The organism is Treponema putidum, from assembly GCF_000755145.1.
GTDB lineage: Bacteria > Spirochaetota > Spirochaetia > Treponematales > Treponemataceae > Treponema_B > Treponema_B putidum.
This window is the reverse complement of sequence record NZ_CP009228.1, coordinates 912403-935607: the sequence shown is the minus strand read 5'-3', so window position 1 is coordinate 935607 and position 23205 is coordinate 912403. Positions and strand designations below refer to the sequence as shown.

Below are 23205 nucleotides of genomic sequence, written 5' to 3'. Positions count from 1 at the left end.
ACAGGATTTATCTGAATTTATTTTGCAAATCTCTCGCCGAATTCTTTGCATTTGTCTTTTCCGGCGGCAGTGGGTGCATCGTAGATAATCAAGCCTTCTTCAAATAAGTCGGCTCCCTTATCCTTAGACCTTGCTTCCCAGTTCCTCATCCATTCGCCGCCTGAACCTTCACCGGCCCATTCATATGAACCGAACAAGGCAATTTTTTTGCCGGACAGTTTTCCTTCAATAGAAGCAAAGAAGGGTTCAAATTCATCCGGCTCAAGCTCTTCGGAACCCATAGCGGGGCATCCGAATGCAATCTTGTCATAATCATCAATGCTTTTTGATCCGAATTCCGAAACGGTAAAAAGAGAAGCGTCTGCTCCGCCGGCCTTTAAACCTTCAAGAACGGATTCAGCCATCGACTGAGTATTTCCCGTCCCGCTCCAATAAATAACAGCAATTTTTGCCATAAAAAACCTCCTATGGTTAAAAAAATAATCGAGAGTTAAGCGCTTAACAAATCGTAAAGCCTTAAGCCCTTTTCTATCTGCAAAGCAAAATGCTTTTTGCATTCATTATATCGATCAAAAATTTCAGTTGCTTTTTCGGCATCGGAATAAACCTTCCAATAGCCCGAAAAAATGCAGCCTTCACCTTTTCGTCTATAATATTCCAAAACATCGTATACGGGATAGCCTAAAAAAAGCCCTATTTCATGCGGAAAAGAACAGCATCTTTTACAATGCCTGTCCATCTGTGAGCTGTGCATTCTGGATGCTAAAAGATTCAACATATCTTCCAAACTCATCTTAAGCTCATAACCGAACATTAAAAGAGCTTTTTGTACTCTTTCATCCCTAATTAAAGCTTCCAGAGCTTCCTTTTTATACAAAAGAATCTGTGCGCCCCGTTCACAAGCACACAAAACTTTTAGATAAAAGCCCTTAGATTCAAGCAAATCCTTATCAAGCAAAAAAAATTGCTTAAAATCTTCTGCTGATACGGAAATCAAATTTGAGGGCTTAAGGCCTGCCAAACAAGGCGCGCAAGAATAAACTAAATTGTACTCGATGTTAGCAATATTCAACATGAGTCTATTTAAGCACAGATTTCAAATAAAGTCAACTGTTACTTACTAAATATTTATTAATTATTGTTTAAAGCTCTTCCGTCTTCCAATCTCCGATAGTCCGCTCCTCTTCATCAAAGCTCGAACCTATAAGGATTATCTTTTTACCCATAGTCTTAAATTGATCCGCATAACCCTTCTCTTTTATCTGAGCTATCGCATCTTCGGCACTGCCTGCACTCATTAGTTTAAACTCAAAGATGTAGATAGAATCCTTTGTTTGCACTATACAGTCAGCCCTGCCCTTTAAACAGTATATTTCAGTTTGCACAAATTGCCCCATTAACTTAAAGATTAAGTAAACGGCAGCCTGATAATTTTGTTCCCTAAGTTTAAGTTTATCTTTGGGTAAGTTATCATAAGGTACGCCCGCTATTATCGCCTGCATCCTTTCCATAAACTCATCTACCTTTCCAGCTCTTACATCTTCTACAAACTCCCATATTGAAACTCCTGTCTCATCAGGTCTAAGTGAACAATAGGCCGGCAAAAGATTTTTTAAAAACCCGTAGCGTACCTCATCATTAGGAAAACCAAGCCTATACATATTAACTTCTTCTATGTATTCTTTTATTGTTAAATATCCCGATTGAAAAAGTATCGGTATTGGGTTTTTTGTATCTGCCCTATACTCATTAAGCATCGACTCATCAAGTTCTACATTACCGTCTAAGTTAGGTATATTGTAATGAGCATCTTTTAAGTAATTTATTAAAAAGGTCGGTGTTCCAGTGGCAAACCAATAGTTTTTTAATTCTCCTGAATCTAGGGTACTTAAGATACTAAAAGGATTATAGACGGATTCCCCTAAAACACTGAACTTATATCCGTCATACCTCTTTTTTAGCTCTTCAATCATTTTATCATAGCTATTCTTGGTGTTACCTGCTAACCTTTCTATTTCAGGCTTAAAAGTATTTTCTATCTCGCCTTGAGTTAGACCGCAGACTTCGGCATAGTCATTCAGCATACTTATATCTTTTAAGTTGTTTAAATCGCTGAAGATACTTACCTTACTGAACTTTGTTACACCCGTTAAAAAGGCAAAGCGGATATATTGGTCGCATGTTTTTATCACCGAATAAAAGGCCTTCAGGGTGTTCCGGTATTCTTCGTTTAGTGCTTCATTTACTCCCATAGTCTGTAAAAGAGGCTTATCGTACTCGTCTACAAGAATGACGGCTTGCTTGCCCGTTTTTTGATAAGCCCTCTGAATTATACCTGCAAAACGTTGAGCGGCTTCTTTTTCTTGTTTATGAGAACCATATATTTCTTCAAATTGACTTAAGGCAAGGTTTAAATGATTTTTTAAAGAATGAGGTTCATCATACCTGCCTATGTTAAAATCCAAGTAAAAGACAGGATATTCCATCCAAGCTTCATTTTTTTCTATTTCGGCTCTTTTTTCTTCAGCTTTTTCAATATATAAACCCCTAAAAAGCTCCTTTTGGCCTAAAAAGTAGGCTTTGAGCGTCGAAAGAAAGAGGCTTTTACCGAACCTGCGAGGACGGCTTAAAAAGTATGGAGAAGAAGTACGTACAAGATTATACACGTATTTGGTTTTATCTACATACAAATACCTATCATTCCTCATCTTTTCAAAACTTTGTATACCTATAGGTATCTTTCTTGATAAATCGAAATCCATTTTTACCCTCCTCAACATTATTATAACATAAGATAAGGGTTTATTCAATGTTAAAAGAAAATAGCGTAACAGCTCAGTAGAGATGTCACGCTATTTTCAAAAAATTGCCGCCTTGGCGGTTGTGTATCGGTTAATGTGCATCAGTTAAGTTATAGCTCAACCTTTTTATCGAATAACCAACTTGTAGCCGCAAAAAAACCGGCTGAAATAAGCATGGTCATAATTATTGTAACCAAATGAACCGGCAGCGGCTGGATGTTTACAAAGTTATAATATTGGGAAGACATAAGTCTTAAATCTATGTACTGCACAAGATCCCACCTTGTACTTAAATAAGTACCTAAGGCTATGATTCGTTCAAAAATTAAAATAAAAAGAATGATTGCAATGATTTGAGCTGCCATCTTTTTTCTTATAAAAGAACGGGTTAAAGCCTTAACAAACATAAAAGCCGTTCCTACAAGTAAAAATGATGAGACCAATAATAAGACACCGTAAAGAAAGGGAAGAAAATTTTGTACAAATATCTGATAGAATACACCTCTCAAAACCGATATAAAACTTTGACCGGCTGCTTCATAAAAGACAGCTTGCTGGGCTCCTATTATCAGAAAAAATATACATGCAACCAAAGAGTATATTAAATATTCCACAAAACCTGCTATAATTCGGCCTCCCAGTATAGCTTCGCTTCTTATAGGGATGGTAAGCATAAGGTAGTTGGTGTCCTTGTACAAAAGCTCATCTATGTGCCCGTTGCTGCATGTAAAAAACATTACGAGGGGTATAAAGGCAAGGGCAAAAAAAGTTAAGCCCAGCCAAAGGTTTCCCGTCGTTCCCATTGCACTGAAAGGCGTTTTAAAGATACTTAAGAGGATTATTGAGCCGATCGACAATACAATCATAGTTCCGCTTAAAATCAAAATAGTATTCAGCCTTCGCCTTATTTCATATTTAAAAATTCTTCCCATTTTATGCTCCAAAAACATCAAGATAGATTTGATAAATAGATTTACCTCTTGTAGTACGCAAATCTTCCGCATCGCTTTCCAAAACAATCTCGCCTTCTTTTAAAAAGGCTACATCGTTAAATACATGCTCTATATCCGAAACCAGATGAGTTGTAATTAGGATTGCACTTTCTTCAGTCCATGTTTTGATTATAGTTTTAATAATCTGCTCTCTGGCTACAGGGTCGGTGCCTCCCAAAGGTTCATCCAAAATATAAAGCTTTGAAGCTCTCGAAAAGGTAAGGCTTAAATTAAGTTTTTCGATCATACCTTTCGACATAGTTTTTACGGTTTGCTTGGGCTCCAGCTTCATAAATTTCAGCATCTCCAAGGCCTTGTTTTTATCAAAATCTTCAAAAAAATCTGCATAGAAATTAATAGCATCTTCCGAAGTCATCCAAGGATATACGACATTTTTATCCGGCAAAAAGGCTACCATCTTTTTTGTATCCATACCGAATTCTTTTCCGCATACCTTAAAATTGCCGGCAGTGGGTTTTATAAGTCCTGCAATTATTTTTAAAAAGGTTGTTTTTCCCGAACCGTTAGGCCCCAAAAGACCGTAGATTCTTCCGCTTTCTACCTTGAGACTGACATCATAAAGAGCTGTCTTTTTTCCCAAGTATGTTTTTTTTAAGTGCTCCGTTTCAAGTATTATACTCATTTTTTTCTCCAAAAAAATTATTCTATTTTTGCCTTTATAGACGCCATTATTTGCTCATTAGAAAATTTTAGATTCCTCAGGCCTTCGATAGCCGGCAAGATAATCTGATCTGCCATCTCTTCCGTCAATTTTTTTACCAAATCAGCCTCATTTACAACAAAACTGCCTAGTCCCCGCTTTGATTCCGTTATGCCTTCGCTTTCAAGCTGCTTATAGACCCTGAACATAGTATTCGGGTTTACATCCATCTCGGCGGACATATCGCTCATTGAAGGAATTTTATCACCCGGTTTAAGCTCTCCATAGACAATTTTACATTTTATTTTTTCAACTATTTGTAAATATATTGGACGATTTTGATCGTATATAACTTTCACAAAAAAGAACCTCCACAACACAATGAATTTGAGTAATTTAAAACACTCTACTATCTGTCTATAATACTATTATTGCTAAATTGTGTCAAGCCCTCGTAAAACGTTGTCCGTTTTTTGGAAAGTTTGTACCATTCTATCCGAAAAATTTACAACTGTTGTATAGACCTTATTTGTTTTTGTATTTATATCGTTAAAGGCCTTATCCAGATCTTCGCTGCTCTTTGCCATGAACGAAATATTTTTTACCACCTCGATTACCGTTTTTCCTATTCCGGCAGAGCTTTCAACTGAGGCTGCCGCCAAACGTCCCAACTCTTCAGCTACAACGGCAAAACCCTTTCCGGCATCTCCTGCATGGGCCGCTTCGATAGCGGCATTCATACTAAGCATCTTTGTCTGCTCTGCAATACCGGCTATAACCTCCGCCATTTCCTGTATATCCGCAATGCTCTGATTTATATGGACGATTTTTTCGTAGGTGGATTTAAAAAGTTTATGCCCGCCCTGAAAAGTCTCTACAAGTTCTTGTGCCGCCTGAGCATCTTCTTGGGCTTCGGCAGCTTCCATCTGTATATCGGTTAAAAATGATTTTACCGTTTCGCACTTCTCAGCTTTTTTTTCATCGTCTTGTTTTAAAGATTCTTGCAGTTCTTTATATGATGAACCCAGCTCCTTGTGTTTTTCTTGCAGTTCATTATAAGCCGCATTTAACTCATCGGACACTTCTTTTAATTCTTTATAATCGTTTTGAAGCTTGAGATAAACGGGAGAGTTTTCGATAGAAAGTCCTCTTTCTATCGAAACAGACGATTCTTCTATGCGGACGGGAGCTGATTTGGAATAATAGCCCTGCACAATAACCGGCTGCCGGGTGCTTTTCTCAGATATCTCGGCCGTTGCGTTGCTTAACGAAGAAGTGTTCGGCAACGTGGTATTTAGCGCAGCATAGCTTGCTGAAGCTGTATTTACCGAAGCGGAACTTTGTGCAGACAATGTTTTGTCTTCAGTTCTATCAAAAGAAGGCCTTTGTACCTCATGCACTTCGGTTTTAGGCCCTGCATGAAGTCTAAGTTTTGCTTTTTTTGCCCTTTCTCTTTCTATATAAATTTTATATATAATCGAAGAAAGAAGCCATGTTAAAAACACGCCTATAACCCAGGCTAAAACAATCAATAAGACGGCAAGAGTTTTCGATCTTTTTTCCTGCTTTATAAATCCGTCCTTGTATTCATCTTTAAGCCTTTCAAAACTGTTTTGTACGGAATCGAATTCTTTTAGCACAGGCAAAAAAGTTTTTGCTGAAGAATCTCCCGTAAGCTCAAACTCCTGCCTCCAAGCCTCTATACTTTTAAACAGCTTATTATTTGAGTTCTCATAATCATTATATGCAAAGTTTAAGCCGGAATCGTTTTTGTCGGCAGCTGAAAGTTTTTTTAAATTTTCAAAAGAATTAATAGTTTCTTTTATCCTTGCTTTAAGATTTTGAACCGAAAATTCCCCATCCTTGCTTGCAGTCCTGTACATATCCGCCTTTAAACTTACAAGATAAAACCTGTACTCAAGCAGATAATCCGTCTTAAGCTGAAAATCGGACGAAGGCTTTGCAGCAATAAAAAAAGCCGCCCCGCCGATACCTAAGGCCAAAGCAATACCGCATAAAGAAAAAATGATTTTTATGTAATTTTTCATTCCAATGTCCTTTACATAATCCTTAAATACCCATACACTAGATGTATGAAAATTTTGCATACAGCCGATTTGCATTTAGGTAAAAACTTGTACGAAACATCGCAATATGAAAGGCAAAAAAAAATGCTCGATGATATTCATAAAATTCTTTTAAAAGATGATTATGCAGCCCTTATTATTGCGGGAGATATCTACGACCGTTCTATTCCTCCTGCAGAATATGTAGCTCTCTTCGATTCATTTTTATCTGCCGTCCATCAGGATTGTCCCGATACGACCGTGTTTATCATACCCGGAAACCATGACTCTGCCGAAAGATTAGCCTTCGGCTCTAAAATTTTAAGTTCCGGTAATATCCACATTGCTGCAGACATCGGCAAATTATGCTCGCCCATCATTATAGCACAAAATGGAGAAAAAGTTCAATTTTTTTTGATGCCTTTTTTGCATTTAAGCTCATTTTCCAAAGAAAATTCGGAATTAAAATTGACATCTCAATCAGAAATGGCCCAAGAAGCCTCCCGCCGTTTAAAAGAAGCTGTGGATCCTTCGATTCCGTCGGTTTTGGTTGCTCATCTTTTTACCCTAAACGGAGAAAGTTCCTCATCTGAAAGGTCTTTTTTAGGCACTGCAGAATATGTTTCGCCCGCTCTCTTCGATTTTTTTACCTATACGGCTATAGGGCACTTACACAAAATGCAAAAAATTACCGGCAGAATGTACTATTCCGGTGCACCCCTCACATACGCATTCGATGAATGTTCAACAGAAAAGGTTGTTCTATCCGTCGACATAGACTGCAAAACTCAAGGGTTTCCTGTTCGGGTAGAAAAAATTCCGATTATTCCATTGCGTAAAATGAGCCGTTTAGAGGGAAGTTTTTTTGATTTTTTTAATACGGATAAATTCGATGCCTACAAGGACGATTTTTTAGAAATAAAGCTTACAGGTTCTACCCTAATTCAAAGCCCTATGAGCCTCTTACAGCAAAAGTTTCCCTATCTTTTAAACCTGCATCAAGAGGCCGTTGCAGCCGAATTAAAAGAGGAGGAGCAAATTCATATATTAAAAAAGAACATTGAAGACGAAGATGTCATCTTTGAAAACTTTATGCTTTTTGAAAAGGCCATAGATGAAGAGCCCTCCGCAAAAAAACAGGAGCTTTTCAAAAGCCTTTGCAAAGAGCAGTTTACATAAGAAGACATTGCTGGAGGAATAATGAAACCTGAAATTTTAAAATTGACCAACATAGGCCCTTTTCGCGGAACACACACAATAGACTTTAGCCGGATGGATTCCATTTTTTTGGTATGCGGAAAAACAGGAGCCGGAAAAACCACCATCTTCGATGCAATTTCTTATGCCTTTTATTCAAAACCTTTGGGCTGCCGCTCCCAAATTACCCGCAGCCTCCGCAGTCAGTTTGCCCCCGATACGGAAACGGCCGAAGTAGAGCTCATCTTTAAAATGGGAAATTCCAAATACAAGATTTTTAGACGCCTCCCCTTTTTACGCCCGGGAAAGAAAAACGAAACGCCTGAAGAATCTGCTCTCGCCGAATGGGACGGCCTAACTTGGAAAGATTTAAGTTCTACAAATAAGCGGGATACGGATAAAAAAATATTGAATATCATAAACCTAAACGAAAAAGAATTTGCCCGCATTGTGCTCCTCCCTCAAGGAGAATTCGCCGCCTTTTTACGTGAAAACTCAAGCCAAAAAAAAGAAACCCTTGAAGAGCTTTTTCCGATTTCACGCTACAGCAAAATCATGGAAAACTTAAAAGAAAGAGAAAAAGCCGAATCCTATAAGATAAAAAATATTGAAGACTCTCTTGAAGCCCTCGGCAAAGAATTCGATGCCGATTCCTATCTTTTAAAAAAAGAAGGTTTTGAAAAAGAGATTGAACTTATCAAAAAAAATTATAACAAAATATCAAAAAAAATAGAGGAAAAAATTTCCGAAAAAGAACAGGCAAAGGTTCTCAAAGAAAAAAAAGAAGAACTTATAACAATAAAAACAAGGCTCGAAAATCTTAACGCTCATAAAGAAGAAACGGAACTGATGGAAGAAGCGGTCGAAAAAGCCCGCAGGGCATCTTCCCTTGCAGGTCTTGCAGATTCCGTAAGCAAACTGAAAAACAATATTGCCGAATATAAAACCGATATCGAAAAAAAGATAAAAGACTTAAATGCCGTAACCCAAGTTTTGGAAGGTCTTAAAGCACAAGAAAAAGAAATCTCAGCCGAAAAAGAAAACAATACCTTTTTAAAGCAAAGTCTTGACCGCCTCAAAAGGGCTGCCGAAATACACAAAGAAATTGAAGAAAAGTCATACGAAAAAAAAGGCCTTTCTTTACAAAAAAAAGAAAACACCGAAAAACTTGCTCAAACCGAAAAAAATATTCAAGAACTTAAAGATAAAGTTTCGGAATATCTTAAAATAATCAGCGAGCTCGATAACAGAAAAGAGAGGGCTGAAACTTCAAAGCAAAAGCTTTCTTACCTAAAGATAGCTTTTGAAATCTCTTCAAAAAAAGAAAAGGCGGCAACGCTCTATACAACCCATAAGGCGGCTGCCGAGAAAAACTACAACGATTTACAGTTAATCTTAAAGGACATCGAAATAGAAAAAGAACTTTTTGAAAAACTCAAAAAAGAAAAAAAGATTTGGAAATAAACCAAAAAGCCTCTGCCCTTGCCGTTCACTTAAAAGAAGGAGAGCCATGCCCTGTCTGCGGCTCAGTCCATCATCCTGCCCCAGCCGTTGAAAATACCGGAAGTATTTTTTCGCTGGACGAAAAAATACAAAAGTGCGAACGCAGCATAGAAAAGTTTAATCATGATAGAGAAAACCTCAGCAACAGCCTCACAGCCCGCAATAAAGATGCCGACAAGTACAAGGAGCAGCTGGCAGAGCTTGACCGCTCCTTTTTTAATCTAAATGAAGAATTTAAAAACTACCCCTTTATTTTTAAAGAGATGCCGTCCGAAAAAGCAATAGAAGATCTTCTTCCGCAAGCCGGAAAGGATGCTGAAAAAGATTCCTTGCTTTTTAAAGAAGCTCAAACGGCAAACACGTCTAAAATAAATTTGGAGCAAAAGCTTTCTTCCATTCAAAATCAAAAGGAGAGTCTAACGGATGCCCTTACAAATATAAAAATAAAAGAAAGCGAGTTAAACACAATCCTTCATGAAAAGAAAAAACAATATGACGATGCCTTTAAGTTTATTCCTTCCGATATCCAAAAGGAAAATATAGATGACACAATCGAAAGCTGCAATGAAATGATTTTTACCTCAGACCGCAAAATAAGCGGTTATGAGGAGAGGCTCAAGGAAAGCAATGACAGGCATACAAGCATAAAGGCTGGCCTTATTCAAAGGCAGGATCAGTTGGCCAAGTGGGAAAAATCTTTATTGGAAGAAGAAGAAAATTTAAAAGATTCTTTTGAGCGTAAAGGATTTTCATCCTTAAAAGAGCTTTTAGATTCTATTTTATCTGACGAAAAAATCGCCGATTTTGAAGAAACCATAACAAAATTCAAAGAAGAAAAAATTACCTTGGAACATTCCGCTGCCGGACTTGAAAAAGATATTGAGGGAAAAACTTTTATTCAGCCCGAAAAAATTGAGGACGAAATTATAGTCTTGCAAAAAAATCTTGATGAAGAACAAGACCGCCTTACTGAAGTAAAAAGCGGCCTCGACAAACTTAAAGACCTTTTTGAAAGAAGGCAGAACCTTTTAAGCGAACTAAAACAAAGGGCCGAAGAAGCTCGGCTTATAACCGAGCTTTCTTTAAGTTTAAACGGAAGCAATAAGTATAAGCTGAAATTCGATATTTGGATGCTCTCGGCCTTTTTACGTGAAATAATAATCTATGCCAACACTCGTCTTGAACGCATGAGCGGCGGCCGCTATGTATTAAAGTTGAGCAAGGAGCTTTCGGGCAATAACCTTTCAGGACTGGATATGGAAATTTATGATGCCTACACAGGAGGCGTCCGCCCTACAGCCAGCCTTTCGGGAGGAGAAACCTTTATGGTTTCCATAAGCCTTGCCCTCGGCCTTGCCGACTCCATTCAAACAAGAAGCGGAGGTATAAGATTGGATTCAATGTTTATTGATGAGGGCTTCGGCAGCCTCGATGAAGCAAGCCTTGAAAATGCCATTAGTATCCTCGACGAGGTAAGAGGTAACCGCATGGTGGGTATAATTTCCCATGTAAGCGAGCTAAAAACCAGAATCCCCCAAAAAATCGAAATAGAAAAAACCGCCAACGGTTCAGCGGTAAAATATCAAAACTATAAGTCATAGTTGGATAATAAAAAAAGCCCTCAAAAGGGAGGGCTTTTTTAAGTGATTTTTTAGCGGGCGTATTCTACGATACGTGTTTCGCGTATAAGGGTTACGCGGATTCTTCCGGGGTACTGCAAATCGTTTTCGATTTTTTTTGCAATGTCCCGGGCCAAAATCTTGGTATCGGCATCGGAAATCTTTTCGTTGTTGATAACAACCCTCAATTCCCTTCCGGCTTGGATTGCATAGGCCTTTTCAACTCCGCTAAAACCTTCAGCCAGCTGCTCAAGGTTTTCAAGACGCTTAACATAGTTATCCATAGTTTCTCGTCTTGCGCCCGGACGGGCGGCTGAAATCGCATCTGCAATCTGTACAATTACCGATTCAATGCAAGTAGGTTCTATATCATTATGATGAGCGCCTACGGCATTTACAACCCTCGGATCTTCATTGATCTTCTTTGCAAGTTCCATTCCTATTTCGGCATGGTTTTTATCGGAATCGGTTTCTGCACCCTTTCCGACATCATGCAGCAAGGCGCCTCGCTTTGCTATTTCGACGTTTGCACCGATTTCGCTTGCAATCATTCCCGCGATTATGGCTACTTCTTTAGAATGCTGAAGCACATTTTGTCCATAGCTTGTTCTAAAATAAAGCCTTCCCAATGCCCTTACGCCTTCTTGGTTCATGTTATGGATGCCTAGGTCAAATAGAACCTTTTCTCCTTCTTCATAAACCTTTTGCGAAATTTCTCTGGTTACCTTTTGAACGATTTCTTCAATACGTGCCGGATGAATTCGGCCGTCAAGAATTAATCTTTCTAAAGCAACCCTTGCAATTTCTTTGCGCACAGGGTCAAAACAAGATACTACAACAGCCTCAGGGGTATCATCGATAATTATGTCCACACCGGTAAGAGTTTCCAAGGCTCGGATATTGCGTCCCTCGCGGCCGATAATCCTTCCTTTCATCTCATCGCTGGGCAAGCTGACCGTTGAGACAGTAATGTCGCTGGCCGTTTCCGTTGCAAGACGTTGAATCGTAGTAATTAGAATATCCCTCGCTTTTTTTTCTGCCGTCAACTGAGCTTCTTGTTCTATCTTATTTATAATAGTAACTGCATCATGCTTTGCTTCAGTTTCCAAATCGCGGATAATCAAATCTTTTGCCTGCTGCTGGGTCAAACCGGAAATTTTTTCCAATTCTTCCCTGTATCTTTCTTCTTCACCGCTTAAAAATTCCGTCCGCTCATCAAGTGCGGCTTCCCTCTTGACAAGCTCTTTTTCTTGTTTTTCAACAGTTTCGACACGTTTATCGAGGATTTCCTCTTTTTGTGTCAACCTGCGTTCGAAGCGCTGGAGATCACTCCGGCGTTCCCTATTTTCCCGTTCCTGCTGTTTTTGTTCCCGAATCAGCTGCTCTTTTGCTTCAAGAAAGAATTCCTTCTTTTGAGCCTCGGCATCTTTAATTGCCTCCTGTAAAATCCGTTCTGCACGTTGTTCAGAAGCAGATAGTTGAAATCTGGCATAAAGCCAGCGAATCGTCCATCCAAGAATTACACAGACAGCAGGAAGGATGACATACAAAATCCAATTCATCGGTATGCTCCTTAAAAAATGACTACTGTCCAGTCTCATAATACAAGCAATCGAAAAAAAAGTCAATGAAAATTTTGAAATTTATTCTTGTTTAAGCGTAAATTTTATGATATACTTTTTATTATAAGGAGAGTTTTATGAAACATAAAAAAAATGTATTTGTAGCCGGTTTATTTTTTATCGGTTTGTTTTTTGCTTTATCGTTCACCGTTTCTTGCGGAGGTAAAACCGAAAAGCAAAAAGTAGTATTAACCGTACAAGCAGAACAAGGCTGGATGCCATATTACAAAGAAGCAGTAAAAAGGGTTGAAGAAACTCATCCGAATACGGAAATTAGACTTATTGAAGTAGGAGCTTTCGACCATTTGGATAGGCTTGATGCCACAGATGCTTCAAATAAGGATGTAGCAGATTTATTTGCAATTCCTGCCGATAGACTTTACGGACTTGCGGAGAATGAAGCTTTAGCTTCCATCGATTCCAAAAAAATTTCTTCCGAATTGGGCGGCTGGTCGAATTTTGATTTAGGACTTGGCGGAAACTTAAAAATCGGTAACGAATATCTTGCTTTCCCCCTTAATATAGAAACACTCATTACCTTTGTAAATACAGCAAATGCAAAAGCACAAGGTTCCGATTATACCAAACCCTTCGAACTTGCAAATCAAAAAGATCCTGCAACCGTTTTATTGCCTCTTTTTGATGCATGGTACGGAGTTGCTCCTGCAAATTCGGCTGCAATCGAATTCTTAGGAAAGAAAAACGGAACGGAACTTTTTTCCGATATGGTTATGGAATTTAAAGATTTACCGGCAGAAAAAAGAGCTGCAATTGAAACTATATACAATTATTGGAAGCTCAATTATGAAAACAAAACTCCGCTTTTTGATGCAGATGCCGGTTGGGGTTATATTGATAAAGAATTCAGTAATGGAAATAAGGGCGTTATCCGTTTGGGCGGACCGTGGGATACGGGAAGTATTTTGGAACAGACAAAAGGAAATCTTGTAATTTATCCTATAAGCCATATTACATTAAACGGTAAACCGATTTTACATTGGAAAGGCGGCTGGGGACTTGCTATTAATTCCCGTATCGAAAAAGATGCAGAAAAATATGCACTTGCCGAAGCGATGATAAAAGAAATCGTAAACCCGAAATATGCCGTAGACTTTTTTAAAGCGACCGGTAAGATTTTGGAAAATGTTCCTGCCGAAACATATACCGCTTCAAATCTTTCAGATACAGAAAAGGCTGTTATTAGGGCAGTAATAGAATCTTATAAAATTTCCCCTGCCCGTCCTTTATTTAAGGAATGGGGAAAGGTTTGGGATACATGGAGAAATGCCGTTCTTTCATGGAACAGTGTTAATCCTAAAAATGCCGAGGAAGCATATAAAGAATTAAAGGCTTCTTTCGATGCAATGATGGCAAACTTTAAAATGTAATGGTAAGCTCTAAAATTTCTGTCAGATTTTAGAGGTTTCCTAATATCCTAAAAGCTGCCGACATAGTATTGTCCGGCAGCTTTAAAACCGGAGGTGAAAATGACTTATTCAAAAACTTTGTCGGACGGTATAGGTAATATTCACCCTAGGAAAAACCTATATCTGTTAGAATTGGCGGAAGCCGATTCTGCAAAACGCAAAGAACTTAAAGCTGCAAAGTCTTCACACGAATACAATATTAAACTTGAAGATTTTAAGGTAAAACGGAAAGAGTTTTTAAAAACATTAAGACGGAAAACAAAACAATATTCGGCTTCGCATAGAGAAGATGCTGCAACCGATTATTTAAATCTACGGCTTTTTAAAGCGGAGCGAAAAAAAGAATTTTATAAAGATTTTGCGGAACTTTCTTATGACGCTTTTTTGGAAGCAAAAATTGCAGAACTTGAAATACGATATATACCGGATATCCTTGCCCATAAAGCATTGCTTCAAAAGAAACTCCAGACAGCAAAAGAAAAACTAGTAGACATTGATGAAGATGAAAGAACAATTATTCAAAAAACAATTGAGCTGACCGTTGCAGAGCGTAAAGAAAAATTAAAAACCGAACTGAAAACACTATCGGAAAAATATACATCCAAATCCATTTCAAAAAAGGCCTATAAAACCGAATGCAAAATCAAAAGAGCTGCATATAAAGAAGATGTTCTTGCCGCATCTTTTACCGACCCCAAAGTGAGTTTACAAGAAGAAATTAAAAATATTACATATCGGCTTAAAATGGATATAAAAACAAAACTGAATGTTTTAGAATCGGATATTGCCGATGTAAGAAGAAAAACGCCTATCGAATTGGAACGGTTTCCTTTAATTTCCGTTTTTACTTGTTTTTTACCCGGTCTCGGACAGTTATTAAATAAACAATATGTAAAAGCCGGTATTTTCTTTTTATTTTCAATTTTTATTTATCTCATTGCATTCCCCTATATTTTAGGCTATACGAATTATCAAGGTTCCGGAATTTCAGGGCTTATCGGACTTGCCGAAGGCGGAACAAAAATAGATAAATCAATTATTTTTATGATTGAAGGCATTATAGCTCTAATTTTAATTCTTTTTTCGGTCTTGCTGTATATTGTTTCTTTTAAAGATGTTCGGAAGGTTGAAGTAAATGCCTTAAAAGGCATAAGACGGAAAACTTGGTTTGAAAGCAAACGGAGCATTGAACGGGAGGGCTTTCCTTATTTGGTGTCAGCTCCGGCTTTAATTGTTATTGTATTTATCGTAATAGTTCCGATTTTGACGACGGTTTTTATTTCGTTTACAAATATGGATCCGGTACATCAAAATAAATTTTCATGGATAGGTTTGCAAAACTATAAAACGCTGATAACGGGACACGGCGTTGCAGGTAAAGCGTTTTATCTTATTTTGGGATGGACTCTTATTTGGACAGTGGGAGCCTCCACGCTTTCGATTGTTATAGGCTTTGTTTTAAGTCTTATTGTCAATCAAGAAAGAATAAAAGGAAAATCAGTTTTTAGAACAATTTATATTTTACCGTGGGCGGTGCCTGCGTTTATAACGATTATGTTTTTTTCGATAATGGCTTCGCGCGGCGGTCCTATTTCAGAATTGCTTGAAAAACTGTTTGGGCTTTCGATTGATATTAAAAATAATCCGCATCTTACCCGCACAGCACTTATTCTTTTACAGAGCTGGCTCGGTTCCGCATATATCTTTTTACTTTCTACGGGCGTTTTGCAGGGCATTCCAAAAGATTTATATGAAGCTGCCGAAATAGACGGTGCAACCGGTTTTCAGCGTACTATGAAAATTACCGTGCCTTTAGTGCTTTATCAAACCGCTCCGCTTTTAATAATGCAGTATACCTTTAATTTTAATAACTTTTCGATTATATATCTTTTTAATTTGGGCGGGCCTTTTAATCCGACAAAATATGGAAATTTGGCAGGAAGTTCGGATATATTGATTTCTTATATTTATAAATTAACTATCGAAAATCAATATCAAGCGATAGGGGCTGCAATTACGATAGGAATTTCGCTGGTTCTTATGGTATTTGCATTTTTGAATTTTAGAAGAACAAAAGCTTTTAAAGAAGATTAAGACAAGGAGAATAAAGATGAAAAAACAAAATGAACTTTATTTGTCGGATAAGCAGCCTCTCAATACCGGAGGTAGAATTTTTCTTGCCCTTTCCTATCTGATTATGATCGTCTGGGCTTTATTTATTATTTTGCCTCTGGCTATTATTGTTGTATCGGCGTTTAACGGAAATCAAGGGAAAAATATTTCACTTCAATCGGTGTTCAGTTTTTCGCTTAAGCACTTTGAATATCTTTTTACCGAGACCTATTTTTTTATGTGGGTAAAAAATACGCTTATTGTAGCTATTGCAACCGCCTTACTGACACTTTTAATCGTGTCATTTACCGGTTATGCGTATTCACGGTATAAATTTACGGGCAAAAAAACTATTCTTATGGGAATTATGCTTATCCAAATTATACCGGTTTTTGCGGGACTTACCGCGTTTTATACCCTCCATTCGATTATTTCTACGGCAATTCCGTTTTTTTCAAAAAAGGCAATGCTTGTTTTAATTTATTCGGGAGGAGGAATCGTAGGAAACACATTTATACTAAAAGGTTATATAGATTCAATTTCGCGGGAGCTTGATGACGCTGCAAAAATAGACGGATGCTCAAATATGGGGGTTTATCGGCTGATCATTATGCCGATTGCGCGTCCGATGCTTGCCATTATTGCTCTTTGGTCGTTTATCGGGCCTTTTATGGATTACATGTTACCGAAAGTTTTACTTACTAATTCAAAAGATTATACGCTTACCGTAGGCTTATTTACACTTATAAACGACGCAAGAACTATGAACGCACCGGCATTTGCGGCGGGCGGCTTATTAACGGCAATACCGATCATAATCTTGTTTATCAGTTTGCAAAATCAACTGGTTTCAGGGCTAAGTTCCGGTTCGGTAAAAGGATAGAAACATGATAATTAATTATACATTACATGAAGGGGAGATAGTATGAAAGTTAGTTTAAAGGATATCGGCAAAAAATATGAAGGAAGAGAAAATTTTACGATTAGACATATCAATTTGGAAATTGATGATAAAGAATTCTGTGTGATTTTAGGTCCTTCAGGCTGCGGAAAATCTACATTATTGAGAATGATAGCGGGGCTGAATTCGATAACGGAGGGAGAACTTATTTTCGGAGAAAAGATTGTAAATAAAGTTGCTCCGAAAGATAGGGATATTGCAATGGTTTTTCAGTCTTATGCCTTGTATCCGCACATGACGGTGTATGATAATATGGCTTTTTCATTAAAAATGAAAAAAGAAAGAAAAGAAGTTATCCATGAGCGGGTTTTAGAGGCAGCAAAGATTTTACAAATAAGCGACAATCTTTATGCAAAGCCATCGGATATTTCGGGCGGACAAAGGCAGCGGGTAGCTTTAGGACGCGCTATGGTAAGACGTCCGGGCGTTTTTTTAATGGATGAACCGCTTTCAAATCTTGACGCAAAGCTGCGCGAACACATGCGAGTTGAATTGGTTCGGCTGCATAAACAACTTGGCACTACCTCAATTTATGTAACGCATGACCAAACAGAAGCCATGACAATGGCTACAAAAATAGTGTTATTAAATAAAGGAAAGATTCAGCAAGTGGGCAAACCCGAAGAATTTTACAATAAGCCTGCCAATATTTTTACCGCCGAATTTATCGGCTCTCCCACAATGAATATTTTTGAAGGCAAAATTGAACATGGGCGTTTTATAACCGCTTCGGGTGTCATCGAAGTATTCCCGAAAGAAGCTGACGCAAAAGTTCTTGCTGCTTATGAGGGCAAAAAAGTATACCTTGGTATACGCTCCGAACGGTTTATTGCAGGAGAAAATGAAAAGAATTCCTTCCATGCAAAAATAGATGTAATTGAAGTACTCGGCAAAGAACAGCTTTTATATACAAAGTTGGACGACGGTACCGACTGTATTATGAGCGAACCAGGATATTTTAAATATGCTGTGGATGAAATTCATGACTTTACATTTGATTTAGATGCTTTGCATTTTTTTGACGGAGAAACTACCGAAAGAATAAATTAAACGGAGTTTTTACAGGAGACCTTTATATTTACATAGATATTTTATACCTTAAAATAAATCGCTTTTCCGTCTTGCCCTATATTTTAGAATGTTGTATATTGTAACTAATCGGGAAAAATGAATTTTTCTAATCTAAATTATAAGGAGATGATTATGGCAGTATTGGATATTACAAATGCTAATTTTGATGAAACCTTAAAGACCGCCAAGCCCGTTTTAATTGATTTTTGGGCACCGTGGTGACCGGGGTGCGTACAGCTCAGTCCTGAGCTGCAGGCTGCCGAGGCGGAACTCGGCGACAAGGCTGTGATTGCACAGTCTAATGTGGATAATGCACGTGAATTGGCAGTAAAATTTAAGTTTATGTCAATTCCTACCCTCATCGTTTTAAAAGACGGAAAAGAGGTGGATAGACACACAGGTTATATGGATAAAAAGAGCCTTGTAAACTTTGTTTCAAAGCATATCTAAAAGAAAAGGCGGGAAGCTTTAAAAGCCCCCGCCTTTTTTGTTTTTAATCGGTTTAAAGAGTTTCTTTAAACCGGATATTTTTAAATATAGTCGGCCTTGTGGAGTACATCCCTTGCCTTAGGTAAGTCTTCTTCGCTTACCATGATTACGGGGCCGGTACAACCCATTCCCGTTTCGGCATAGATGCCTTCCTTCCAAAGAGCCTTGCAGGCATCTTCGATTTCGATAACATCGATTCCGGGAATACCGGCATCAACGGTTTTCTTAGGCGGAGCCTTTACTTCTTCGGCAGCGGCTGCTGCAACGGGCTTTGCTCCGGGCATATCTTCCAAAAGCTCATCCAAGCCCGCCTTTTTAGCGGCCTTAAGTTCTTCTGCATAGATGCCGTGAACATTGTTCTTTGCACAGTCGGCGACGAATTTTAAGGCATTGGCTATGGCCGGAGCTCCCGATGCCCTCGAAATAATTCCGACAACATCATCATAGCCCGAACCGATACAGGGTCCGTAACCGAATCCTGAGCCTTCATAGCTTCCGCCCGTTACAAAGGAAGAAAAGAGCTTAATCAGCAAGTTTCCCGTGAGGGTATCGCAAACCATTACATCGGGAGTTCCCTGCAAAAGGTCGTTTCCTCTCATGCGGACACCTCCGTCTGCACGGTTCGATTCGGTGTAGTTTACCTTGTAGCCCTTTTCCTTCATTTTGTTTAGAGCCTTTTCAATAACGGCGATACCGTCAATGTTTAAAAGACCTACGGTGGGTTCGGCTATTCCGGAAGCCTTGGCAACGGCAATACCGCCGATAGCATTTAAAAGCATGGCCTTGTAGCGGTTTGCATCGGTTGTTCCCGTGGTGGTGGCAAGAATCATCTCGCGGCCCTTTCCGGGAGTTACAACCTTTCCTACGGTGCTTACGCCCAAGGGGAAGTTATAGTGCATGGTTACACAAGCCTTAATTGTTCCTTCTTTAAAAAGGCGTTCCATTTCTTTATGAGCATCTTCGAGAGTTGCTGCGGGGAAATGTTTTAAGCCTTTTGCTTCCGGTCCTCCGATGAGGATTACATCCAGATCGGGATTTCTTTTTGCGGCAAGCTCTGCGGCATAAACAAGTTCCGCTTCGCCGTGCTCGCTTCCCGGAATTGTTAAACCGACGGGGAATCGGCCGGCAAAGGAGCCGCCCTCAAGCCCTTCGGCAAGTCCTAAAAATAAATCAGCAATTTGTTTTTTATCTGCCATATTCTTATCTCCTTAGTTTTGGGATTTGAGAATATTTTCAGCTACATTTCTCATTGCTTCGGCAACAATCTTCTTTATTCCGGCTGTGTCCTGACCGGCAGATGCGGAGCCTTTTCCGTCATTGGCTTCAATTAAGAAGCTTAAGCCGTCGAATAGGTTTGTAAGACGGCCGAGGAATAAACTTCCCTTTCCGATTATCATTGTATTTTTGAGTTTTCCTGCCATCATATCGCGGCGTGCATGTCCGATAAAGGGAACACCTGAAGGGATATGTCCCTGAGTGGGCGCAAAGCCGACAACTCCGTGTTTTTTTACGAATTCGGCAATTTGAGTTTTTTCAAGCTGGCCTTTCATAACGCTTAAAGCGGCAATCATCTTTACGTTTGCTTCGGGTACGTTACCGGCACCTGCAGGAGCGGTGATTTCGTGGTTTTGAAGCTCTGCCGAGTATTTTTCGATGTCGGTCATCTTTAAACCGGCGGCATTAAGAGGATCGTAAACCAATACGCTCATAACGGCCTGAGGGGCGGAACCGGAAGAAATTACGTGCTTTCCTACAACTTCGGTATTGATAACGGGGTTGACTCCGTCGTCTGCACTGAGCATAACGGCAAAGCCTCCGATCATATCTTCAAAGAGGGGAAGGTCTTTTTTTACATGGTCTTTTCCGTTCATACCGAGCTTGGGTACCGAGCCTCCCGAAACGACCATTACGTTTTTAAAGATACCGGCTGCTACAAGGGCTGCTCCATGGATAATTGCGTGAACGGGAGCTGCACAGAAGCCTCGAACGTCTGAGCCGGTTGCATTTACACAGCCCGATTTTTCTCCGACTGCCTTTGCAATGTTTCCGCCGCCTCTCTGGTTAATATCGCCTGCGGCTTCTTCAGAACATTCGATGATGTATTCAACATCTTTCATATCGATGCCTTCGAGTTTTCCCATGTGCCATGCAGAAAGAATACCGGAAGCCTTTGTTGCTATGTTTTCAAGCATGGTGTGGGCACTCAAGTTTTCGTCAGTATCGTGAGCCTGTTTTACACAGCCGATGAGTTTTCCCTGTTCGTAAAGACCTTCTGCTGTGTGGGCATCAACCATTTTTTGGATTTCTGCCATGTCATGGCCTTCACCGAGTTTGATGTCTTGGGTTTTCATTATCGGATGGTTTTCGATGAGTTTTGCGGCTTGAGCTGTGAATTCTTTTGTGAAGTAAACAAGTTCAAAAACGTCGGCATGTTTCATCAAAATATAGAATTCGGCCTGAGTCATAATTTCGCCGAATTTGCCCCTTCTTTCGGCCTTTTTTGCATCCTTGTACCAAGGTTCGGGGATTTTTTCCAAGTCTTCGGGAGTCATGTTTCCGATATAAACTTGGTTAGGCGGATAGTTTACTGCCTCTTCAAAGCTGCGTAAGTGAGAGGGTATTGCCTTTAAATATTCATCCTCAGGGTTTGCAAGCCTTGTGCCTGTTTGAGTTGAACCGTTGTGAAAAAGAAGATCGGGAGCATGAACTAAGATGTAGCTTGCTCCTTTTATAGCGACTTTTGCCATAATGCCTCCAAAAAATTTATATAAAATTAAAATAATTTGCCAATTAATAACGATGGCCTAACGTATTCTATATTAAATTCATTTATTATTCAAGGGTTTTATTTATGGAACTTTATAAAAATACTAAGAGATTAAATTTAAAAGAGCTTTTTTGATAAATAAAAAGCGGCAGATGCTTCAAAAAACTATCTGCCGCTAGTAGTTATAATTTAATAAGGTTATTTAAAAGACTATACCTTCGACAATTAGTTTTTCGGAAAATAATACTTTCTTGTATTTAACAAAAAGAGTATCGTTTGATGCATTGATTTTACTTTTTACATAAACATCAATATCTCCCGACTTTATCAATTTAAACTCTTCCCTATCTTTTTTAGGTTCTACCGGTGACACGACCGGTTGGGGTTCTCCCACACCTCAGGAAGCACATCCTATAAGGTCAATAGTTATTGCCTTAGAATTGATTTTTTTTAAATAATCCAAAACTTTGTCATCAATATTTATTGTCATATAATTGCTCCTTATTCAATAATAATTTCTTTTCTGTTATAAATTGACTCATCCAGTTCGCCTGTTCTTTTTGCTGCAATTACACCTGAAAGAAGAGAATCGCTTACGTTTAAGGCTGTTCGGCCCATATCGATGAGGGGCTCAATAGCAACAAGAAGACCTGCAAGAGTTATGGGAAGGCCCATTGAAGATAGGACTATGATTGCGGCAAATGTTGCTCCGCCTCCTACACCAACGATTCCAAAGCTGCCCAATGCCGTAATTATGATAAGTTTTACAAGGAAGACCGGTGCCAATGGATTGATTCCTAACGTGGGAGCAATCATAACAGCCAACATCGCCGGATAAATTCCTGCACAGCCGTTTTGTCCGATACTTGTACCCAAACTTCCTGCAAGGTTAGCAATACCTTCGGGAACACCTAAATTGTTTACTTGGTTTGAAACGGTAAGAGGAAGAGTTCCTGCCGAAGACCTTGATGTAAATGCAAACATAAGGTTTGAAACGCTTTTTTTAAAGAAAGTTATAGGATTTAATCCTGCAGTAAGCAAGTACAATCCATGTACAATAAACATTATGATAATTGCAACATAACTTGCTCCGATAAATCCGATAAGTCTTAAGATTTCGGAGAAATTTGAAGTTGAAGTGATATTAATCATAAGAGCCAGAACTCCGTAAGGCGTAATGCGGAGAACCATTCGGACAAGTCTCATAACTACATCGGAGCACGAATTAAGCCATTTAATAAATACGTCTGCACTATCGGGATTACTTCTTTTTAAGAATAAGACTGCAAATCCAAGCATTGCAGAGAAGAAAACCGTAGCCAAGGTAGCATTTGAACCTTGACCTGAAAATGCGGAAAAGGGATTTGTCGGTATAATTTCAAGAATTTGCTGTTGAATCGGTTTTGCCTCAAAATCCTGAAGTCTGCCTTCCATAGCCTTTCCTCTTGCAATTTCACTTTCACCGGCTGTAAGATTTTCTGCCGATAAGCCGAATGCAGAAGTTGTAAGAGCTCCTACGAGTGCTGCTATTGCAACAGTTATAATAAGAACAGCTAAAATTCTTCCTGCTGCCTTTCCAATGTTTTGCTTTTGTGTAGCAATTGATTTTGTAATGCTCACAATAATTAGAGGGTAAACAATCATCCTAAGTAATCGTACATAACCGCTTCCTACTAAAGTAATCCAGCTCATTGCTTTTTTTATCAGAGCTGTATCTTTAATAGTAAGCTGCAATATTGCACCAAAGATGATACCTACAACAAGGGCTGTAACTACACGTACATTAAAACTCATATTCAGTTTTTTCATGTATTTAATTCCATACATGAGTAATAATGCCGCAGCTACAATGCCTACTATACAGATTATGTCCATAAAAAACTCCTAAATACTTGTATTTTATGATCGCCGGCTATT

Annotated in this window: 18 protein-coding genes and 1 pseudogene; 7 read left to right on the top strand and 12 right to left on the bottom strand. The window is 38.8% G+C overall.

The genetic code is table 11. The features are described 5' to 3' along the window. Window positions 1-17 precede the first annotated feature (17 nt). The 7 genes from JO40_RS04185 to JO40_RS04155 all read right to left on the bottom strand — a co-directional run bounded on the left by JO40_RS04185 (window position 18) and on the right by JO40_RS04155 (window position 6502). The gene (locus JO40_RS04185; protein ID WP_044978203.1) at window positions 18-455 is read right to left on the bottom strand and encodes a flavodoxin; all 438 of its coding nucleotides are present in this window, start codon (window positions 453-455) and stop codon (window positions 18-20) included. A gap of 35 nt (window positions 456-490) precedes the next feature. Then, entirely contained in the window at window positions 491-1075 is a 585-nt protein-coding gene (locus JO40_RS04180; protein WP_044978201.1) for a DUF3793 family protein, read from the bottom strand. Between the two features lie 67 nt (window positions 1076-1142). Continuing rightward, on the bottom strand, window positions 1143-2762 hold the full coding sequence (locus tag JO40_RS04175; RefSeq protein WP_044978200.1) for an ATP-binding protein: 1620 nt from the start codon (window positions 2760-2762) through the stop codon (window positions 1143-1145). Between the two features lie 149 nt (window positions 2763-2911). Beyond that, window positions 2912-3733 (bottom strand): hypothetical protein, encoded by an 822-nt coding sequence (locus JO40_RS04170; RefSeq protein WP_044978197.1) that lies wholly within the window; start codon window positions 3731-3733, stop codon window positions 2912-2914. A 1-nt stretch (window position 3734) separates the two neighbouring features. Next, window positions 3735-4436 (bottom strand): ABC transporter ATP-binding protein, encoded by a 702-nt coding sequence (locus JO40_RS04165; protein WP_044978196.1) that lies wholly within the window; start codon window positions 4434-4436, stop codon window positions 3735-3737. Window positions 4437-4453: 17 nt separating this feature from the next. Then, window positions 4454-4813, bottom strand: a complete 360-nt coding sequence (locus JO40_RS04160; protein WP_044978194.1) for a GntR family transcriptional regulator — start codon at window positions 4811-4813, stop codon at window positions 4454-4456. Window positions 4814-4888: 75 nt separating this feature from the next. Then, window positions 4889-6502 (bottom strand): methyl-accepting chemotaxis protein, encoded by a 1614-nt coding sequence (locus JO40_RS04155; protein ID WP_044978191.1) that lies wholly within the window; start codon window positions 6500-6502, stop codon window positions 4889-4891. A gap of 45 nt (window positions 6503-6547) precedes the next feature. Here JO40_RS04155 and JO40_RS04150 point away from each other — a divergent pair, with 45 nt between their 5' ends. Further along, window positions 6548-7699, top strand: coding sequence for an exonuclease SbcCD subunit D (locus JO40_RS04150; RefSeq protein WP_044978188.1), 1152 nt, complete (start codon window positions 6548-6550; stop codon window positions 7697-7699). A 21-nt stretch (window positions 7700-7720) separates the two neighbouring features. Continuing rightward, window positions 7721-10821, top strand: a pseudogene (locus tag JO40_RS15310) (AAA family ATPase). Between the two features lie 50 nt (window positions 10822-10871). On the opposite strand, the gene rny reads toward JO40_RS15310, so the two are convergent. Further along, window positions 10872-12401 (bottom strand): ribonuclease Y, encoded by a 1530-nt coding sequence (gene rny / locus JO40_RS04140; protein WP_044978187.1) that lies wholly within the window; start codon window positions 12399-12401, stop codon window positions 10872-10874. Between the two features lie 137 nt (window positions 12402-12538). Here rny and JO40_RS04135 point away from each other — a divergent pair, with 137 nt between their 5' ends. The 5 genes from JO40_RS04135 to trxA all read left to right on the top strand — a co-directional run bounded on the left by JO40_RS04135 (window position 12539) and on the right by trxA (window position 18482). Further along, window positions 12539-13849, top strand: coding sequence for a sugar ABC transporter substrate-binding protein (locus tag JO40_RS04135; protein ID WP_044978186.1), 1311 nt, complete (start codon window positions 12539-12541; stop codon window positions 13847-13849). A 99-nt stretch (window positions 13850-13948) separates the two neighbouring features. Next, the gene (locus JO40_RS04130) at window positions 13949-15982 is read left to right on the top strand and encodes an ABC transporter permease subunit (protein WP_044978185.1); all 2034 of its coding nucleotides are present in this window, start codon (window positions 13949-13951) and stop codon (window positions 15980-15982) included. A 16-nt stretch (window positions 15983-15998) separates the two neighbouring features. Beyond that, window positions 15999-16883, top strand: coding sequence for a sugar ABC transporter permease (locus JO40_RS04125; RefSeq protein WP_044978184.1), 885 nt, complete (start codon window positions 15999-16001; stop codon window positions 16881-16883). Between the two features lie 42 nt (window positions 16884-16925). Continuing rightward, the gene (locus tag JO40_RS04120; RefSeq protein WP_044978183.1) at window positions 16926-18011 is read left to right on the top strand and encodes an ABC transporter ATP-binding protein; all 1086 of its coding nucleotides are present in this window, start codon (window positions 16926-16928) and stop codon (window positions 18009-18011) included. 147 nt (window positions 18012-18158) lie between these two features. Beyond that, entirely contained in the window at window positions 18159-18482 is a 324-nt protein-coding gene (gene trxA, locus JO40_RS14445; protein ID WP_144242322.1) for a thioredoxin, read from the top strand. 80 nt (window positions 18483-18562) lie between these two features. On the opposite strand, the gene grdD is transcribed toward trxA, so the two are convergent. The 4 genes from grdD to JO40_RS04095 all read right to left on the bottom strand — a co-directional run bounded on the left by grdD (window position 18563) and on the right by JO40_RS04095 (window position 23163). Continuing rightward, window positions 18563-19717 carry a glycine/sarcosine/betaine reductase complex component C subunit alpha gene (grdD, locus tag JO40_RS04110; protein ID WP_002673026.1) on the bottom strand — a complete coding sequence of 385 codons (1155 nt, stop codon included), beginning with the start codon at window positions 19715-19717 and terminating at the stop codon, window positions 18563-18565. 12 nt (window positions 19718-19729) lie between these two features. Then, entirely contained in the window at window positions 19730-21268 is a 1539-nt protein-coding gene (grdC, locus tag JO40_RS04105) for a glycine/sarcosine/betaine reductase complex component C subunit beta (protein WP_044978182.1), read from the bottom strand. Window positions 21269-21490: 222 nt separating this feature from the next. Further along, window positions 21491-21778 carry a CC/Se motif family (seleno)protein gene (locus JO40_RS04100; protein WP_338065263.1) on the bottom strand — a complete coding sequence of 96 codons (288 nt, stop codon included), beginning with the start codon at window positions 21776-21778 and terminating at the stop codon, window positions 21491-21493. A gap of 11 nt (window positions 21779-21789) precedes the next feature. Beyond that, window positions 21790-23163 (bottom strand): L-cystine transporter, encoded by a 1374-nt coding sequence (locus tag JO40_RS04095; protein ID WP_044978180.1) that lies wholly within the window; start codon window positions 23161-23163, stop codon window positions 21790-21792. Window positions 23164-23205: the final 42 nt, after the last annotated feature.

Bases quoted from the DNA above. Each gene is read 5' to 3' on its own strand.
- JO40_RS04185 (WP_044978203.1), bottom strand. From the start codon at position 455: ATGGCAAAAATTGCTGTTATTTATTGGAGCGGGACGGGAAATACTCAG.
- JO40_RS04180 (WP_044978201.1), bottom strand. From the start codon at position 1,075: ATGTTGAATATTGCTAACATCGAGTACAATTTAGTTTATTCTTGCGCG.
- JO40_RS04175 (WP_044978200.1), bottom strand. From the start codon at position 2,762: ATGGATTTCGATTTATCAAGAAAGATACCTATAGGTATACAAAGTTTT.
- JO40_RS04170 (WP_044978197.1), bottom strand. From the start codon at position 3,733: ATGGGAAGAATTTTTAAATATGAAATAAGGCGAAGGCTGAATACTATT.
- JO40_RS04165 (WP_044978196.1), bottom strand. From the start codon at position 4,436: ATGAGTATAATACTTGAAACGGAGCACTTAAAAAAAACATACTTGGGA.
- JO40_RS04155 (WP_044978191.1), bottom strand. From the start codon at position 6,502: ATGAAAAATTACATAAAAATCATTTTTTCTTTATGCGGTATTGCTTTG.
- JO40_RS04150 (WP_044978188.1), top strand. From the start codon at position 6,548: ATGAAAATTTTGCATACAGCCGATTTGCATTTAGGTAAAAACTTGTAC.
- rny (WP_044978187.1), bottom strand. From the start codon at position 12,401: ATGAATTGGATTTTGTATGTCATCCTTCCTGCTGTCTGTGTAATTCTT.
- JO40_RS04135 (WP_044978186.1), top strand. From the start codon at position 12,539: ATGAAACATAAAAAAAATGTATTTGTAGCCGGTTTATTTTTTATCGGT.
- JO40_RS04130 (WP_044978185.1), top strand. From the start codon at position 13,949: ATGACTTATTCAAAAACTTTGTCGGACGGTATAGGTAATATTCACCCT.
- JO40_RS04125 (WP_044978184.1), top strand. From the start codon at position 15,999: ATGAAAAAACAAAATGAACTTTATTTGTCGGATAAGCAGCCTCTCAAT.
- JO40_RS04120 (WP_044978183.1), top strand. From the start codon at position 16,926: ATGAAAGTTAGTTTAAAGGATATCGGCAAAAAATATGAAGGAAGAGAA.
- grdD (WP_002673026.1), bottom strand. From the start codon at position 19,717: ATGGCAGATAAAAAACAAATTGCTGATTTATTTTTAGGACTTGCCGAA.
- grdC (WP_044978182.1), bottom strand. From the start codon at position 21,268: ATGGCAAAAGTCGCTATAAAAGGAGCAAGCTACATCTTAGTTCATGCT.
- JO40_RS04095 (WP_044978180.1), bottom strand. From the start codon at position 23,163: ATGGACATAATCTGTATAGTAGGCATTGTAGCTGCGGCATTATTACTC.